The organism is Mycobacterium sp. MAA66 (genome assembly GCF_041261665.1).
Lineage (GTDB): Bacteria > Actinomycetota > Actinomycetes > Mycobacteriales > Mycobacteriaceae > Mycobacterium.
In genome coordinates this window covers 97,454-113,699 of the sequence record NZ_JBGCCC010000011.1, presented here as the reverse complement: position 1 = coordinate 113,699, position 16,246 = coordinate 97,454, and the positions used below count along the sequence as shown (strand labels likewise).

At 68.6% G+C, this 16,246-nt stretch carries 14 protein-coding genes; 10 read left to right on the top strand and 4 right to left on the bottom strand.

The genetic code is table 11. The annotated features are described in order from the left end of the window. Positions 1-154 precede the first annotated feature (154 nt). Both ABIA30_RS23735 and ABIA30_RS23730 read left to right on the top strand, forming a co-directional pair. Entirely contained in the window at positions 155-1,129 is a 975-nt protein-coding gene (locus ABIA30_RS23735) for an LpqN/LpqT family lipoprotein (protein WP_370069961.1), read from the top strand. A 33-nt stretch (positions 1,130-1,162) separates the two neighbouring features. Further along, the gene (locus tag ABIA30_RS23730) at positions 1,163-1,519 is read left to right on the top strand and encodes a hypothetical protein (protein ID WP_370069959.1); all 357 of its coding nucleotides are present in this window, start codon (positions 1,163-1,165) and stop codon (positions 1,517-1,519) included. Between the two features lie 11 nt (positions 1,520-1,530). Here ABIA30_RS23730 and ABIA30_RS23725 read toward each other — a convergent pair whose 3' ends face one another. Further along, the gene (locus tag ABIA30_RS23725; RefSeq protein WP_370069957.1) at positions 1,531-2,136 is read right to left on the bottom strand and encodes a YqgE/AlgH family protein; all 606 of its coding nucleotides are present in this window, start codon (positions 2,134-2,136) and stop codon (positions 1,531-1,533) included. Between the two features lie 123 nt (positions 2,137-2,259). Between ABIA30_RS23725 and ABIA30_RS23720 the strand changes: the two genes are divergently transcribed. Next, positions 2,260-3,543 carry an MFS transporter gene (locus ABIA30_RS23720; RefSeq protein ID WP_370070089.1) on the top strand — a complete coding sequence of 428 codons (1,284 nt, stop codon included), beginning with the start codon at positions 2,260-2,262 and terminating at the stop codon, positions 3,541-3,543. Between the two features lie 10 nt (positions 3,544-3,553). Continuing rightward, on the top strand, positions 3,554-4,333 hold the full coding sequence (locus tag ABIA30_RS23715; protein WP_370069955.1) for a TIGR03084 family metal-binding protein: 780 nt from the start codon (positions 3,554-3,556) through the stop codon (positions 4,331-4,333). 22 nt (positions 4,334-4,355) lie between these two features. Here ABIA30_RS23715 and ABIA30_RS23710 read toward each other — a convergent pair whose 3' ends face one another. The 3 genes from ABIA30_RS23710 to ABIA30_RS23700 all read right to left on the bottom strand — a co-directional run bounded on the left by ABIA30_RS23710 (position 4,356) and on the right by ABIA30_RS23700 (position 8,085). Beyond that, positions 4,356-5,975 (bottom strand): sulfite reductase flavoprotein subunit alpha, encoded by a 1,620-nt coding sequence (locus ABIA30_RS23710; protein WP_370069953.1) that lies wholly within the window; start codon positions 5,973-5,975, stop codon positions 4,356-4,358. Between the two features lie 118 nt (positions 5,976-6,093). Further along, complete coding sequence (locus tag ABIA30_RS23705; protein ID WP_370069951.1) at positions 6,094-6,606, bottom strand: pullulanase; 513 nt, start codon at positions 6,604-6,606, stop codon at positions 6,094-6,096. An 18-nt stretch (positions 6,607-6,624) separates the two neighbouring features. Further along, positions 6,625-8,085 (bottom strand): CCA tRNA nucleotidyltransferase, encoded by a 1,461-nt coding sequence (locus ABIA30_RS23700; protein WP_370069949.1) that lies wholly within the window; start codon positions 8,083-8,085, stop codon positions 6,625-6,627. Positions 8,086-8,209: 124 nt separating this feature from the next. Between ABIA30_RS23700 and ABIA30_RS23695 the strand changes: the two genes are divergently transcribed. The 6 genes from ABIA30_RS23695 to ABIA30_RS23670 all read left to right on the top strand — a co-directional run bounded on the left by ABIA30_RS23695 (position 8,210) and on the right by ABIA30_RS23670 (position 16,231). After that, a complete protein-coding gene (locus ABIA30_RS23695; protein ID WP_370069947.1) occupies positions 8,210-9,010 on the top strand; it encodes an NUDIX hydrolase in 801 nt (266 codons plus the stop codon). A gap of 62 nt (positions 9,011-9,072) precedes the next feature. After that, positions 9,073-11,382, top strand: coding sequence for a hypothetical protein (locus tag ABIA30_RS23690; protein ID WP_370070087.1), 2,310 nt, complete (start codon positions 9,073-9,075; stop codon positions 11,380-11,382). Continuing rightward, the gene (gene murJ, locus ABIA30_RS23685) at positions 11,379-13,049 is read left to right on the top strand and encodes a murein biosynthesis integral membrane protein MurJ (protein ID WP_370069945.1); all 1,671 of its coding nucleotides are present in this window, start codon (positions 11,379-11,381) and stop codon (positions 13,047-13,049) included. Before ABIA30_RS23690 ends, murJ begins: the two co-directional genes overlap by 4 nt. 164 nt (positions 13,050-13,213) lie before the next feature. Continuing rightward, positions 13,214-14,830, top strand: coding sequence for a hypothetical protein (locus ABIA30_RS23680; protein ID WP_370069943.1), 1,617 nt, complete (start codon positions 13,214-13,216; stop codon positions 14,828-14,830). 63 nt (positions 14,831-14,893) lie between these two features. Continuing rightward, positions 14,894-15,472, top strand: a complete 579-nt coding sequence (sigM, locus tag ABIA30_RS23675; RefSeq protein WP_370069941.1) for an RNA polymerase sigma factor SigM — start codon at positions 14,894-14,896, stop codon at positions 15,470-15,472. A 9-nt stretch (positions 15,473-15,481) separates the two neighbouring features. After that, a complete protein-coding gene (locus ABIA30_RS23670; RefSeq protein ID WP_370069939.1) occupies positions 15,482-16,231 on the top strand; it encodes a hypothetical protein in 750 nt (249 codons plus the stop codon). Positions 16,232-16,246: the final 15 nt, after the last annotated feature.

Sequence of the window (16,246 nt, the reverse complement as noted above, 5' to 3'; positions counted from 1 at the left end):
CGACGACCGGACCCGCCCGGCCGGTTGGTCTCGGTTGCGTTGCAGTGCGATCAGAGCACGGTTGCAGGTGTGTTTTGCATCTAGAGAGCGACCGTTTGTGCTGGATACAGTCGGCGCCTGAGCATCAGGAGTGAATCGGAAGGACCGGCGTCAAATGTTCGAGAATGCCCGCAGTTGGCGGCTTCTGGCAGGTGGTGTCGCCGCAGCCGTGGCCGGTGTGGTCGGCTTCACTGGCAGCACCGCGTCAGCCGACCCGCTACTGCCGCCGCAGCCCATCCCGGCGCCGGCCACGGTCACCCAGACCGTGACCGTCCAGGCCGCCGCTCCTTACGCTCCGCCGGTCGCCACCCCCGCGTTCGTGCCGGCCGGTCAACCGCTGGGCGCACCCCTGGGCCAGCCCGCAGCACTGCCGCAACCGGCCGCACCAATAGCGGCACCGGCACCGGCGGCAGCACCCATTGCTCCGACCATCACACCGGCGACGGCGGGCACCGTCATCGACTTCCTCAAGGCGCACAACGTCGCCCTGCAGCCGCAGACCGCCCAGGGCTTCACCGCGCTCAACATCGTGTTGCCGATGCCGACCGGCTGGAGCACCGTCGCCAATCCGAACGTGCCCGACGCCTTCGCGGTGACGGCAGACCGGGTCGGCGGTGACGGCCTGTACACGAACAATGCCCAGTTGGTGGTCTACAAACTGGTCGGCGGGAACTTCGACCCGCACGAGGCGATCAGCCACGGCTTCATCGACAGTCAGCAACGCGCAGCGTGGAACAGCACCGATGGGTCCATGGCCGACTTCGACGGCATGCCGTCATCGATCATCGAAGGTACCTACCGCGAGAACAACATGACGCTGAACACCTCGAGTCGGCACCTGATCGCCACCTCCGGGACCGACCACTACCTCGTATCGCTGTCGGTGACAACCAGCGCGCAGTCGTCGGTAGCCTCCGGCGGCGCCACCGACGCCATCATCAACGGCTTCCGGGTCAGCGCCCCCGGCGCCCCGGCGCCCGCGCCGCCGGCTGCACCGGCCCCCGCCCCGGCAGCTCCGGTTCACGCCGCGAGCCCTGCCGCGGCCGTGCCTGCTGCGCTGGCAGCGCCCCTGCCCGGACTGGGCCGTTAGGTCGCAGGCACCTGCTCCTCGTATTCTGAGGCCATGCTGATCGCCGCGGTTGTCTGCCTGTGCGCGGCTGCGGTGACCGCGGTCGTCGGCCTCTGGTCCTGGAAGCGGCCCCGTTCCGCAGACGTGGTTCCGCTGGTACTGCGTTCGGTGGTGCCCATCCAATTCGCATCCGCGGCGATGCTCGCCGTCGGTGGCGCGGTCGCGTTGGCGGCACCTCACCAGATCGGATTCACGGCGCTGATCGTGTGTGTCGTCGGCGCCGTCGGGACTCTGGCCGCGGGGTGTTACCAGGGCGCCAAGGTCGGCGCGGCCATGCTGGACCAGCAGAACGCCTCGGCCAAGTCCGATTGCGCCGGCAGCTGCGCCAGCTGCACCTTGTCCTGCAACTGAACGGACCGCCGCTAATTGCGGTTGACGTCGATCGGGTGCGTCGCCAGTAACGACATCGGCAGAGGCTGGCGCCGCAGCACCCGGGCCCACAGATCCACCCGCGGTTCGACCAACACATCGGCCGGCAATCCCGACAGCACGATCCAGTCGTCCCGCTCGATCTCACCGTCGAGCTGTCCTAGCGACCAACCCGAGTAACCGGCATAGATCCGCACGCCCTCCACGGCATGCTCGATCAGCTCGGGATCAGCGTCGAGATCGACCATCGCGATGCGGCCCTGAACATGACGCAGGCCCGGCACCTCGCCGGCGTCCACCCCGACGCGCAGCGCCGCCAGGCACAAGGCCGAGTCCCGCTTGACCGGGCCGCCGATGAACATGGTCTTGGGTTTGGCGGCCAACTTGGCCCACTGCGGCAGCACGTTGTACACCGCGGTCTCACTCGACCGGTTCAGCACGACGCCGAGGGTGCCGTCCTGGTTGTGCTCGACGATGTAGATGACACTGCGCCGGAAGGTCGGCTCGAGCAGATCGGTGTTAGCCAACAGCACCGTTCCGGGACGTACCCGCACCGACGCAGGGGCGATGAAGTCCTCCGGGTCCTCTGACTGCGCCACAGATCCATCATCGCACTGATGGTGTCGGCATCCACCAACCCGCCGCGGCCCGCCGGGATATTTGTAGTCTGGATCAAGATGCCCAGTCACGATCAGGACGCGCAACCAGAAGCTCCCTCAGGGATGGCTGAAACACGTAGTCACACGGCGGTATTACGGTCGATTCGGGCGCTGCCCGAATTCCGTCGGCTGCTGGAACTACGCGCCGTCAGTCAGTTCGGCGACGGGCTGTTCCAGGCCGGGTTGGCCGGCGCCATCCTGTTCAACCCCGAACGAGCGGCGGGCCCGGCGGCCATCGCGGGCAGCTTCGCCGTGCTGTACCTCCCGTACTCGCTGCTGGGACCGTTCGCCGGTGCGTTGCTGGACCGCTGGGACCGTCGACAGGTACTGATCGTCGCCAACCTCTCGCGGCTGTTGTTGCTCATCGGCGTCGGCACCCTGCTGGCGGTCGGCGCCCGGGATCTGCCGGTGTTGTTCGGGGCGCTGATCGTCAACGGCTTCACCCGATTCGTCTCGTCCGGACTGTCCGCGGCGCTGCCGCATGTGGTGCCCAGCGAGCAAGTCGTGTCGATGAACTCTGTCTCGACCGCGCTGGGCGCGGTCGCGGCCTTCCTCGGCGCCAACTTCATGCTGCTCCCGCGGTGGCTGCTGGGTTCGGGTGACGCCGGCGCCGCGGCCATCATCTGGATGTCCGCCGTCCCGGTGGCGGTCGCGTTGTGGCTGTCGGTGCGCATCCACCCCCGCATGCTGGGGCCCGACGACAGCGCGCGGGCCGTCCACGGTTCTGTGCTGTATGTGGTCGCGACCGGATGGGACTACGGCTTGCGTTCGGTGATCGGCGTGCGCAGCGTCGCGGCGACGTTGGCGGGGCTGGCCGCGCATCGCGCGGTGTTCGGCATCAACACGCTCGTGGTGCTGGTGATGGTGCGACACGGCAGCGGGGAGAGCGTTGCCGGCTTCGGTGTGGCGGTGGTGTTCGTGGCCTCGGCCGGGCTGGGCGCCTTCGCCGCCAACGTCTTGACCCCGGCGGCGGTGCGGCATTGGGGTCGCTACGCCACCGCCAACGGTGCGTTGGTGATCGCGGCGCTGTTTCAGCTCGGCGCGGCGGGTCTGCAGCTACCGGTGATGATCGGCTGCGGGCTGGTACTCGGCGCCGCCGGCCAGGTGGTGAAACTGTGCGCGGATTCGGCGATGCAACTCGACGTCGACGACGCGCTGCGCGGCCACGTGTTCACCGTCCAGGACTCGTTGTTCTGGATGGCGTTCATCGCGGCCATCGCGGTGTCGGCCGCGGTGATCCCGGCAGACGGCCGGTCGACGCCGCTGGTGCTGTCCGGCATCGCGGTATATCTCGTCGGCCTGGCCGCACATGCAGGCCTCGGCCGGCGGGCGATCCCACGCGGCTAGGGTTGCCCACATGGCCGACACCGCTGCCGCTGTCATCGCCGATCTGCGCGCCGAGAGCGACGATCTGGACCGCCTCGTCGCGGACCTGCCCGCCGCCGACTGGGCCCGGTTGACCCCGGCCGAAGGCTGGACCATCGCCCACCAGGTCGCGCACCTGTGGTGGACCGACCGGGTCGCGGTGGTTTCGGTGACCGACGCAGACGGGTTCGCCGCACTGCTCACCGAAGCCTGGAAGAACCCGGTCGGCTTCGTCGACGAGGGCGCCGAGGAGCTGTCCCGGACCCCACCCGCGGATCTGCTGGCCCAGTGGCGGACCACCCGCTCGAGGTTGCACGACGAACTGTTGACCGTCACCGACGGCCGCAAGCTCCCCTGGTTCGGGCCGCCGATGAGTGCGGCATCGATGGCCAGCGCCCGGCTGATGGAGACCTGGGCGCACGGCGTGGATGTCGCCGATGCCCTCGGGGTCCGGCGCGAGCCGACCGCCCGGCTCCGCTCGATCGCCCACATCGGGGTGCGCACAAGGGATTTCGCCTATTCGGTCAACGAGCTGACGCCGCCGACCGACGTGTTTCACGTGGAACTTTCCGCTCCGGACGGTGGCGTCTGGACCTGGGGACCGGACGACGCCGCGCAACGGGTGACCGGCTCGGCCGAGGACTTCTGCCTGCTGGTCACCCAGCGCCGGGCGCTGCGCGACTTGGACGTGACGGCCGTCGGCGCGGACGCCCAGCACTGGCTGACCATCGCGCAGGCCTTCGCCGGGCCGCCCGGGAAGGGTCGCGGCTGACCCGTCTCGAGGCAGCCGGCCGCTAGTAGATGTCGCGCAGGTAGCGATGATTCCTGATCAGATCATTGACATAGGAGTGCGCTGCGGCCGCGTCCATCCGGCCGCAGCGGGCCACGATGTCGTGCAGCGTCGCGTCAACATCCTTGGCCATCCGGTCGGCATCTCCGCACACATAGATCTGCGCGCCGTCCTCGAGCCAGTCGAACAGTTCCGCGGAGCTTTCCCACATACAGTGCTGGACATAGCGTTTGGCCCCACTGTGCTCGCCGTCTCGGGAGAAGGCCAGGTCCAGTCGGGTCAAGGTCCCCGCTTCCAGAAAGCCCTCGAGTTCGTCGCCGTACAGGAAGTCGGTGGCGCGTCGCCGGTCACCGAAGAACAGCCAGGAGCGGCCCGGCGCAGCCATCGCCTGCCGCTCCTGCAGGAAGGCGCGGAACGGCGCGATGCCCGTCCCCGGACCGATCATGATGATCGGTACGTCGGCCGCAGGCAGCCGGAAGTGATCGTTGGGCCGCAGGTGCACTTTCACCGTCTCGGCTCGGTCCGCCAGAAACGTCGAAGCCACACCCCCGTGCCGGCGATCCCCGTCGCGGTAGCGCACCGTCGCCACGGTCAGGTGCACGCGGTCGGGATGCAGCAGCGGGCTCGACGCAATCGAGTAATCGCGGGGCTGCAACGGCCTCAGGGTGTCGATCACCTCGTCGAGGCTCAGGTCGGCCAGCCTGATCAAGTCCAAAACATCCTTGCCGTACCACCAGCTGCCCGGTGCGTCGCCGCTGATGTCGATCTCATCCACCCCACCCGATAGGCGACCGGCGACCAACGCCCGCAGCGCCCGGGTCGGCGTCCGGATCTCCAGGTCCTCGGTGAGCAGCGCACGCAGTGGTACTTCATGTCCGTCGACCTCGTGGTCGCCGGCGACACCGAATTCGGCCAGCATCGCCTCGACGAGCGCGGGATCGTTGCGCGCGTGGACCGCTATGGAATCGCCCGTGTCATACGTGATCCCGGAGCCGGCGAGGTCCACCTCGTAGTGCCGGACCTCTTTGTCAGACTCCGGTGCGGTGAGCAACCGGTTGACCGTGATCCGGGCCGGCACCGGCTGGTCGTGATGATGGCCTGATCGCTCGGCACGCTCTTGGGACGGCTCGGGAACGACCTGCACCACTGCGTCGGTGGGTTGGGCTGCGGTCAGCAGCTTGACCACTTCAGAGGTCCACGCCGCGGCGTGTTGTCGGTACGCGCCATCGATATCCACTCGCGGCGCGAGCCGGGTGGCGCCCAGGAACTCGAGACGTTCATCGAGTAGTCGACCGGCGTTGCAGAACAGGTCGTAGATGCTGTCACCGAGCGCCAGGACCGCGAAGCTCAGCTGATCGAGCCTGCCGGCGGAATCCGCGCTGAGCGCTTCCCAGAACAGAGCGGCGGTATCGGGAAACTCGCCATCGCCGAATGTCGAGGTGACCGCGATGAAATGGGTCACCGATTGCAGATCGGCGAGATTGACCTGGTTCAGTTCGGTCGCTTGAACCGCAATGCCCGTGGCGTCCTGGAAGGCCTCGGCGAACGACATCGCGGCGTCCTCGGCGCTACCCATGTCGGTGCCGTAGCCGACAATCACTGAGAAGCCGGGTCCGGCAGTCACGATCACCTCTCCGCGCCCGCATCTCCCACCGCGGTCGGGCACTAATTTAGGGTGACCTTACTTCGGAGTGCGGCCGTTGTGGGCCCTCCCTTGCCGGCCCCGACTCCCGGTCCCGTCGTCACGGCCCAGCGCTGCCCCGATCCGTGCGGGACGAGGCTTCGCTGACGACGTCCGCGGCGCCATCACCGTCGGAATCGGACAACGTCAGGTCCCAGCGGCCATCCCCATCGGTGTCGACGTGCACCCCGTCACCGGCGAACACCCGGTCCGCCAGGCCGTTGCCGTCGATGTCGACCAATCGATCGTCCGCCGACCCGTCGCCGTCGAAATCCACCAACACTCCCCCGGCATGCTCGGCGCCATCCAGGCCGAACCATCGCAGTCCCGCGCCGCCGACCGTCCAGGTCCCCGACCCGTCATCGGTGAATTCACGCCGCGCACCGGCGACGTCGATGACCGCATGGTCGGCGACCCCGTCGCCGTCGAAATCGGCGAGCGCGTCATCGAACAGGCCGTCACCGTCGATATCCAGCGCGACACCGTCGAGCGTCCCGTCACCGTTCACATCCACGGACAACGCCGCCGGCCACCACGAGGCCGACCCGTCTCCATCACTCAGGCAATAGTCCATACCTGGTTGGACGCACGGTCAGCCCCTGGCGTTCCACCATTTGTGCAATTCGTCGACCGCTTCGTCGTGCGTCAACGGCCCGCGGTCCAACCGCAGCTCCTTCAGATGCCGCCACGCCTGGCCGACCTCAGGCCCGGCCGGGATGTCGAGGATCTGCATGATCTCGTTGCCGTCCAGGTCGGGCCGAACCCGGTCCAGATCTTCTTGGGCCGCCAGCTCGGCAATGCGCGCTTCCAGCCCGTCATAGTTGGCCTGCAACCGGGCCGCGCGACGCTTGTTCCGCGTCGTGCAATCGGCACGCACCAACTTGTGCAACCGGCTTAACAACGGGCCGGCGTCGGTCACGTAGCGACGAACCGCCGAGTCGGTCCACTTACCGGTACCGGTGGAGTCGGCATAGCCGTGGAACCGCAGGTGCAGGTAGACCAGCTGCGAGACATCGTCGACCATCTGTTTGGAGTACTTCAGCGCGCGCATCCGCTTGCGGGTCATCTTGGCGCCGACCACCTCATGGTGGTGGAAGCTCACCCCGCCGTCGGGCTCGTGCCGGCGGGTGTCGGGCTTGCCGATGTCGTGCAGCAGCGCCGCCCAACGCAACACCAGATCCGGGCCCGAGTCCTCCAGCTCGACCGCCTGGCGCAGCACGGTCAGCGAGTGGTGGTAGACGTCCTTGTGCTGGTGGTGCTCGTCGATGGCCATCCGCATGGCACCGATCTCGGGGAGGACCACATCGCCCAGACCGGTCTGCACCATCAGGTCGACCCCGGCCATCGGGTCCGCACCCAGCATCAGCTTGTCCAGCTCAGCGGACACTCGCTCAGCGGTGATCCGGCCCAGCTGCGGCGCCATGTCGATCAGCGCCTCCAACACCCGGGGGGCCACCGAGAACCCCAGCTGGGACACGAACCGCGCGGCCCGCAGCATCCGCAGCGGATCGTCACCGAAGGACACCTGCGGCTCCGACGGAGTGTCGAGGATGCCCTCACGCAACGCGGCCAGCCCGCCCAGCGGATCGTGGAACTCTCCGATGCCACCGGGCTGATCCGGGCTGATCCGCACCGCCATGGCGTTGACGGTGAAGTCGCGACGCACCAGGTCGTCTTCCAGTCGATCGCCGAACACCACCTCCGGATTGCGAGACACCTGGTCGTAGGCATCCGCCCGGAAAGTGGTGATCTCGATGCGCTCGCCGGCCTTGGCCACCCCGATGGTGCCGAACTCGATTCCCGTGTCCCACAAGGCTTCTGCCCACCCGCGCAAGATCTTCTGCAGCTCCCGCGGCCGGGCATCGGTGGTGAAATCCAGATCGCTCAGCTCGCGGCCCAGCACGGCATCGCGCACGCTGCCACCCACCAGGTACAGCTCATGGCCGGCGGCCGCGAAAAGCCCGCCCAGCTCGCGCAGCAAGGCGGCATGCGTGTTCAGCGCGACCGCGGCGGCGGTCAGCAGCTCAGCATCGGTACTTGCATCATTCGGCACGTCCGGTGAGCCTAATGCGCATACCGGCTCCGATTGGCATCGACCGCCGCCGCCGGATCACAACTGGGCCACTGACCGGCGAGTGGGGCAAGAGCTCTCAAGCTGGGCAACTACTATCGCTTGGGTGTCGGAAGGCGAGCGTGCCAAACCACGACGGCGCCGAGGCCGGCGCCGCGGTCGACGCTCGGCGGGTCCGCCACAGAACGGTACGCCGACCGCCGACTCGGACGCGAACACCACCGACGCCGCTCCTGCGCCTCAGAAAGAGGCTCCCGCCGTCGCACCCCGGGCCCGAGCCCGTAAACCGCACCCCGCCCGGCACGCCCCCGAGCGGCTGCGCACTGTTCACGAGACCTCGGCCGGCGGCTTGGTGATCGACGGTCTGGACGGGCCCAAAGACGGCCAGGTGGCGGCCCTCATCGGACGCGTCGACCGACGTGGACGGATGCTGTGGTCGCTACCCAAGGGACATATCGAAGTCGGTGAGACCGCCGAGCAGACCGCCATTCGCGAGGTCGCCGAGGAAACCGGCGTGCAGAGCAGCGTGCTCGCGGCGCTGGGCAGCATCGACTACTGGTTCGTCACCGAGGGCCGGCGGGTGCACAAGACGGTGCACCATTACCTGATGCGATTCGTCGGCGGTGAGCTCTCCGACGACGACGTCGAGGTGACCGAGGTGGCCTGGGTACCGCTCAAGGAGCTGTCCGCCCGCCTCGCCTACGCCGACGAACGCAAGCTCGCCGAGGTCGCCGACGAGCTGATCGACAAGTTGCACGCCGACGGACCGGGCGCACTGCCGCCCCTGCCGCGCACGTCACCCCGGCGCCGACCGCAGACCCATTCGCACACCCGGAACCGCCGCACCGACGACTCCACACATCCCCAACCCGGCCGCCGCGCGAACGGCTGCGGACAAGGGCCGTGAGCACCCGGTCGGCGGCCGTGGCGACACTCCTGCGGCTCCTGGCCGTCACCGCCGTGCTCCTGATGCCGGTTGCCCCCGGCATGCCGCACGCTAGAGCCGGTGAGCCCGCGTCCAGCCCATTCCTGCGGCTGCATGTCGACCGGGTGACGCCCGATCTGGTCACCACGACCAGTCAGCCGATGGTCACGGTCAGCGGCACGGTGACCAACGTCGGTGACCGTCCGGTGCACGACGTCATGGTGCGGCTCGAGCACGCCCCCGCCGTGGAATCCTCGACCGGTCTGCGGACCACGCTGTCCGAGGACCCGTCGGCGTACACCGCGGTCGCCGACTTCACCACAGTCTCGACAGACCTGGAACGCGGTCAGAGCGCATCCTTCCGGTTGTCCTACCCGCTGCGCTCGGCACAGGCCGCCGCATTGGCCATCGACAAGCCGGGCATCTACCCCCTGCTGGTGAACGTCAACGGCACCCCCGACTACGGCGCCCCGGCCCGCCTCGACGACGCCCGGTTCCTGCTACCGGTGCTCGGTGTGCCGCCGGGCCCGACGGCCGATCCGTCCGAGCCACTGAACTCGACGGTGCCGCCGGACACCACCCATCCGGTGCAGATGACCATCCTGTGGCCGCTGGCCGACCGGCCGCGGCTGGCCGCCGGCGCACCCGGTGGCACCACCCCGGTCCGGCTGGTCGACGACGAGTTGGCCGCCTCGTTGGCCGGCGGGGGCCGGCTCAACACGCTGCTGACCGCCGCCGAGTTCGCCACCAATGACCAGATCGATCCGGGTGCGCAGCTGCGCAACGCAATGTGTCTGGCCGTCGATCCCGACCTGTTGGTCACCGTCAACGCGATGACCGCCGGGTACGTGGTGAACGAAGACCCGGCGGGTGGGCTGAACTCGCCCACCCATCGCGGTACCGGCCAGGCCGCGGCGGTGGAGTGGCTGAACCGGCTGCGCAGCCTGGCACAGCGGATGTGTGTGGCCCCGACGGTCTATGCCCAGGCCGACCTGAGCGCGCTGCAGCACGTCGACGACGACAAGCTCAGCGCCGCCGCGGTGAGCGGAGCGGGTGCGATCGTCAACCAGATCCTCGGCATCACCTCCGTACCCGGGGTCACACTGCTCGGCGACGGACCGCTCACCGGGTCCGCAGTCCAACTGCTGTCCGGACAGCCGCAGCCGACGGTCGCCGTCGCGGCCGCGCACCTCACCACCGACGACGCCACCGGAGAACCGGCCGCAGGCGACCTCGCCCCCAAGCGCTTCTCTGCGCAGGTCACCGCCGCGTTCTTCGACCCGAGCGTGGCCGCCGCTCTCGCCGGCGCCGGTCACACCCCGATCTCACCCAGCTATCTGCAATCGACCCTTCGAGTTGCGCTCGATCACGACTCCCCCGTCGCCCGGCTGCAGGACGCCATGTCTGCGGTGTTGTGGCGCGGGCTGCAGCCCGACAGCCAACCGCGCAGCCAACTCCTGATGCCGCCGTTGACTTGGGATCTGACCGGCGACGACGCGCAGGCACTGCTGACCACGATGGCCACCGCCATCCACTCCGGACTGACCGTCGCACACCCACTGCCGGCACTGCTCGCCGAGACCGCGGCCGTGCCGCCGACCGACATCGAGCCACCGCCCGACGACACGCTGGGCAATCCCCGCGCCCACATCGACGACGCGGTGACCTCACGAATCGGCGACGTCACCGACCGGGTGTGGGGCCTGACCGCGGCCCTGACCACCGACAGCCAGACCGGTCTGACGGGCAATCAGTTCACCGCGCCACTGCGCGAGGATATGCTGCGCGCGCTGACCCAGTCGGTGCCGGTCGGCGAGCGAAATTCCTTGGTGCAGCGCAACATCGATACCACTGAGCGGACGGTGAACGACCTTTTCGGCTCGGTGACGGTGGTCAACCCCGGTGGCGCCTACACCCTGGCCACCGAGCGGAGTCCGCTGCCGCTGGCCCTGCGCAACGACCTGCCGGTGCCGATCCGGGTCCGGCTGTCGATCGATGCACCCCCCGGGATGACGGTCACCGACATGGGCGACATCGAACTGCCCCCGGGGTACCTGCCGTTGCGGGTGCCGATCGAGGTGCACTTCACCCAGCGGGTCGCTGTCGACGTATCCCTGCGGACTACCAACGGGCTGCCGCTCGGTGAGCCGGTCCGGTTGTCGGTGCACTCGAATGCCTACGGCAAGGTGCTGTTCTTCATCACCCTCTCGGCCGGGGCGGTGCTGTTCGGATTGGCCGGGCGCCGGCTGTGGCACCGGTTCCGCGGCCAACCCGACCGCGCCGACCTGGACCGCCCGCGGGCGCGGCCGGACCCCCTCGACGTCGCGATCGCCCACGCACCGGAGGACACATGAGCGGCCCGTCCACGCCACCCACGCGCCGGACCGAGTTATCCGACGCCGCAGTGGTTTCCCGCTCCTGGGGCATGGCCTTCGCGACGCTGATCAGCCGCATCACCGGCTTCCTGCGCATCGTGTTGCTGGCGGCGATCCTCGGTGCGGCCCTGTCCAGTGCGTTCACCGTGGCCTACCAACTGCCGAACATGATCGCGGCGCTGGTCCTGGAGGCCACCTTCACCGCGATCTTCGTGCCGGTGCTCGCCCGCGCCGAACGCGACGACCCCGATGGCGGAACGGCTTTCGTGCGGCGCCTGGTGACGCTGGCGACCACACTCCTGCTCGCCACGACTGCGCTCTCGATCGCCTCGGCTCCCCTGCTGGTGGGCCTGATGCTGGGCAATGATCCCGCGGTCAACCGGCCGCTCACCACGGCCTTGGCGTACCTGCTGCTGCCGCAGGTGTTCTTCTATGGCCTGTCCTCGGTGTTCATGGCAATCCTGAACAACCGCAACGTGTTCGGGCCGACGGCGTGGGCCCCGGTCTGCAACAACCTGGTCGCCATCACCACTTTGCTGGTGTATCTGGTGGTCCCAGGACAGCTGTCGATCAATCCGGTTCAGATGGGCAATACCAAACTGCTGGTGCTGGGTATCGGCATCACGCTGGGCACCGTCACCCAGGTCGCCGTCCTACTTGTGGCGATCCGCCGGCAACGGATCAGCCTGCGGCCGCTGTGGGGTATCGACGACCGGCTCAAACGCTTCGGGGCGATGGCCGTCGCGATGATGCTGTACGTGGTGATCAGCCAGGGCGGCCTGATCGTGGGTAATGAGATCGCCAGTCACGCAGCGGCTTCCGGCCCCGCCATCTACAACTACACCTGGCTGGTGCTGCAGCTGCCGTTCGGCATGATCGGCGTGACGGTACTCACCGTCGTCATGCCCCGACTGTCCCGCAATGCCGCGGCCGACGACAATCCCGCAGTGCTGGCGGACATTTCGCTGGCCACCCGACTCACCATGCTGACGCTCATCCCCATCGTGGCGCTGATGACGGTCGGCGGCCCGGCCATGGGCAACGCGCTGTTCGCGTATGGCAACTTCACCGCCACCGACGCCGGCTACCTGGGCGTGGCAATCACGTTGTCGGCGTTCACCTTGCTCCCCTACGCGATGGTGCTGCTGGAGCTGCGGGTGTTCTACGCCCGCGAAGAACCGTGGACGCCGATCGCCCTGATCGTGGTGATCACCGTGGTGAAGATCCTCGGCTCGCTGGCCGCCCCTCGGCTCACGCACGACCCCGAATTGGTCGCGGCTTACCTCGGCTTCGCCAACGGCCTGGGGTTTGTGGCCGGTGCCACCGTCGGCTACGTGCTGCTGCGGTACCGCCTCAAGCCCCCTGGTGGCCGACTGATCGACCGCGACGTGGTGCGCACCATATTGATCACGCTGGCCGCCTCGGTTGCCGCGGGCCTGCTGGCCTACGCCGCCGACCGCTTGCTCGGGCTGGACCGCCTCACCACGCGCGGCGGCGGGCCCGGGTCCCTGCTGCGCCTGACGCTGATCAGCCTGATCATGTTGCCGGTGATCGGCGGACTGCTGGTGGTCGCCCGAGTGCCCGACGCCCAGGCCGCGGTGGCAGCCGTCCGGCGGCGGTTGGGTCGGCCCGCGAACCGCCCGTAGTCATCGAAACGCCCGTGACCTCACCCGTCCCGGCCGCCACCGGCACCACACTCACGTAATCTGATCGAAGCAAATTGTTCTTCTGCGGTGCCGTCAATACCGGCGGATCGTGGCAGGGACCTCGGCAGGGGCGTGCACAGGGCAGGCCGCGGAAGGGATGTGTGGTGACCGACGCACCCCCAGGCAATGCCTCATCCGGGCCCACCGGTGCAATCCCCGGTCCGGATGCTGGCGTGACCTCCAGGATTCCCCGTCACCATGCCGACGAATTCCAGCCCGACGTCCTCGCCGAACCGCCCGCGGCCGAGGAGACGGTCCACCTGCGGGCCGGCGCTTCGGTCGTCGATGGCCGCTACCGACTGCTGGTATTCCACGGCGGCCCACCGCATCTGCAGTTCTGGCACGCCCTTGACATCTCGCTCAACCGGCAGGTTGCCCTGACCTTCATCGACCCGGGGGCTTCGCTGCCCGATTCCGCGGTCCGGGAAATCCTTTCCCGCACTTTGAAATTGAGCAAGATCTCGGCGCCCGGCCTGGCCCGCATCCTGGACGTGACCCGGATCGGCCACGGCGGCTTGGTGATCAGCGAATGGGTCCGCGGCGGTTCACTGGCCGAGGTCGCGGCCACCGGTCCGTCACCGATGGGCGGCGCCCGCGCCATCCAGTCCTTGGCTGCGACAGCCGAATCCGCGCATCGCGCCGGTGTCGCACTGTCCATCGACCACCCCGGCCGACTCCGGGTGAGCATCGAAGGCGACGTCGTGCTGGCCTTCCCGGCGACCCTGCCGTCGGCGACCCCTGAGGACGACATCAGCGGCATCGGGGCGGCGCTGTACGCACTGCTGATCGACCGCTGGCCGCTACCCGAATCCGGTGCGCACAGCGGGATGGAACCGGCCGAGCGCGACGGTGCCGGCCAACCCGTCGAGCCCCGCTCGGTGAACCGGGAGATCCCCTTCCAGATTTCCGCAGCGGCCGCCCGCTCCGTCCAAGAGGGCGGTGGAATCCGTTCGGCTCCAACGCTATTGAACCTACTGCAGCAAGCCACCGCGGTGTCCGAACGGACCGAGCTGATGACCCCGGTCAACCCCGCCGTCGCCCGCCCGGACCGGTTCCGTGACGATGAGCCGACGGATCCGGAGACCCTGGCCCGGCGCCGCAAGATGGTGCTGATCGGCATTGGCGTCGGGGCCGCCATCCTGCTGGTGGCGCTGTGGTACGTGGCCGACACCCTGATCGGCAGCGTCGGCGGCAAGGGCCTGGACGAAGGGTCTCTCGGGCTGAGCAGCGTGCACTCCAGCACCGCGAGCAACTCCCCCTCAGGCCCGGCCAATATCGTCAAACCCGTTGCAGTGACGGTGTTCTCGCCGGGTGGCGGGCCCGATAACCCGCAGTCCGCGGGCAAGGCGATCAGCGGGACGCCGGGCGAGGCGTGGTCCACCGACATCTATACCGACCCCGCGCCGTTCCCCGGTTTCAAGAACGGAGTCGGCCTGATGCTGCAGCTGCCGCAACAAGCGACCCCGACCTCGCTGAGCCTGAACGTGACCAGTACCGGCACCCAGATCCAGGTCCGCTCGGCATCATCGGCGACTCCGGCCTCGCTCGACGACACCAAGGTGCTCACCCAGCCGACGACGATGCAGCCCGGCAACAACACCATTGCGATCAACAACGCAAGCCCGACGTCCTACGTGCTGATCTGGATCAGCACCCTGGGTTCGGTGGACGGCAAAAGCAAGACCGACATCTCCAACGTCGCCCTGAAGGCCGGCTCCTAGCAGCGAGGCGCACCGCGGCAAAAAGTGTCGGAGCACCCCGCCGCCAGTACATAGAGTTCGGCTGTGGGGGTTTTCGAGGAACACGCTCGGTCGGGGGGTCGCTCCGACGCGCAATTGCTCGCCGCCCACGTGGCCGGTGATCGCTTCGCCTTCGAAGAGCTCTTCTACCGGCACCACCACCAGCTCTACCGGCTGGCACGGCTGACCAGTCGCAATTCCTTCGATGCTGCCGATGCGCTGCAAGATGCACTGCTGAAGGCACACTGCCGGGCCCCGGAGTTCCGCCACGACTGCGCGGTCAGCAGCTGGCTCTACCGCATCGTCGTCAACTCGTGCCTGGACCGGTTGCGGCGAAACAAGATTCAAGACACCGACCAGCTCGACGAGAACAGCTTCCGAACCGCCGACCCGACGCCGGCAGTGGACACCGCCATCCTGATCGAACGGGCACTGCTGCACCTGCCGCTCGAGCAGCGGGCCGCTGTGGTCGCGGTGGACATGCAGGGCTACTCGGTCAGCGATACCGCCCGGCTGCTGGGCATCCCGGAGGGCACCGTCAAGAGCCGGTGCGCCCGGGCCCGGGCCAAGCTGGCGCAGTCGCTGTCCTATCTCGATCATTCGGCGGATGCGGAGAGCACATAGGCTGCGCTGGTGCGCGATGACAGCACGCCCGCGACGCCCGGCCCCGATGACGACACTCCGGTCACGCTCGAGCAACTCGCCGAGCTGCAGGCCGGGCTGCTCGACGACGCGACGGCTGCGCGCCTGCGCCAACGGATTCGCGACGACCCCGAGCTGGCCCGCCGACTGGCCGCCCTCGATCAGGTCCGCCGGGACCTTGCCGGCCTGGACGCAACTCCGGCTCCCGAAACCCCGGCAGAAGTAACAGCGCAGATCGGTGCCGCATTGCGCGCAGCACAACCCGGTCGGCCCGGCCCGCCCACGCACGCCGCGAGCCACCAGATCCCCTGGCGCCGGACTGCCGCGGTCCTCGGCGTGACAGCCGCCGCGGCCGGTATCGGAGTGGGGACCGTCGTACTGCTCGACGACTCCGAACACCCGCCGGCGTCGGCCACCGGACCCACGGCCGAGTACCTGAAAGCACCCCGGCATTCCGGCATGCCACTGCCCGACCGGCAGATCGTCGGGCTGCTGAGCCGGGCGCCGAATCTCGGTCCGTTGGCCGATGCGGCGCATCGAGACTCTTGCCTGCGGGGTCTGGGCTACGCCACGGATACCCCGGTCCTGGGTGCCACCACCCTGGATTCCGACAGCGGACCCCAGGTCGTGCTGGTGCTGCCGGGGACCGCCCCAAAAACGGTGATGGCGCTGCTGGTCACCGCCAAGTGCAACGCCGCCGACGCCGGGCTGGTGGCCGACGCCGTCCTGACCCAGCCCTAGCCGGTCCTACGGGAA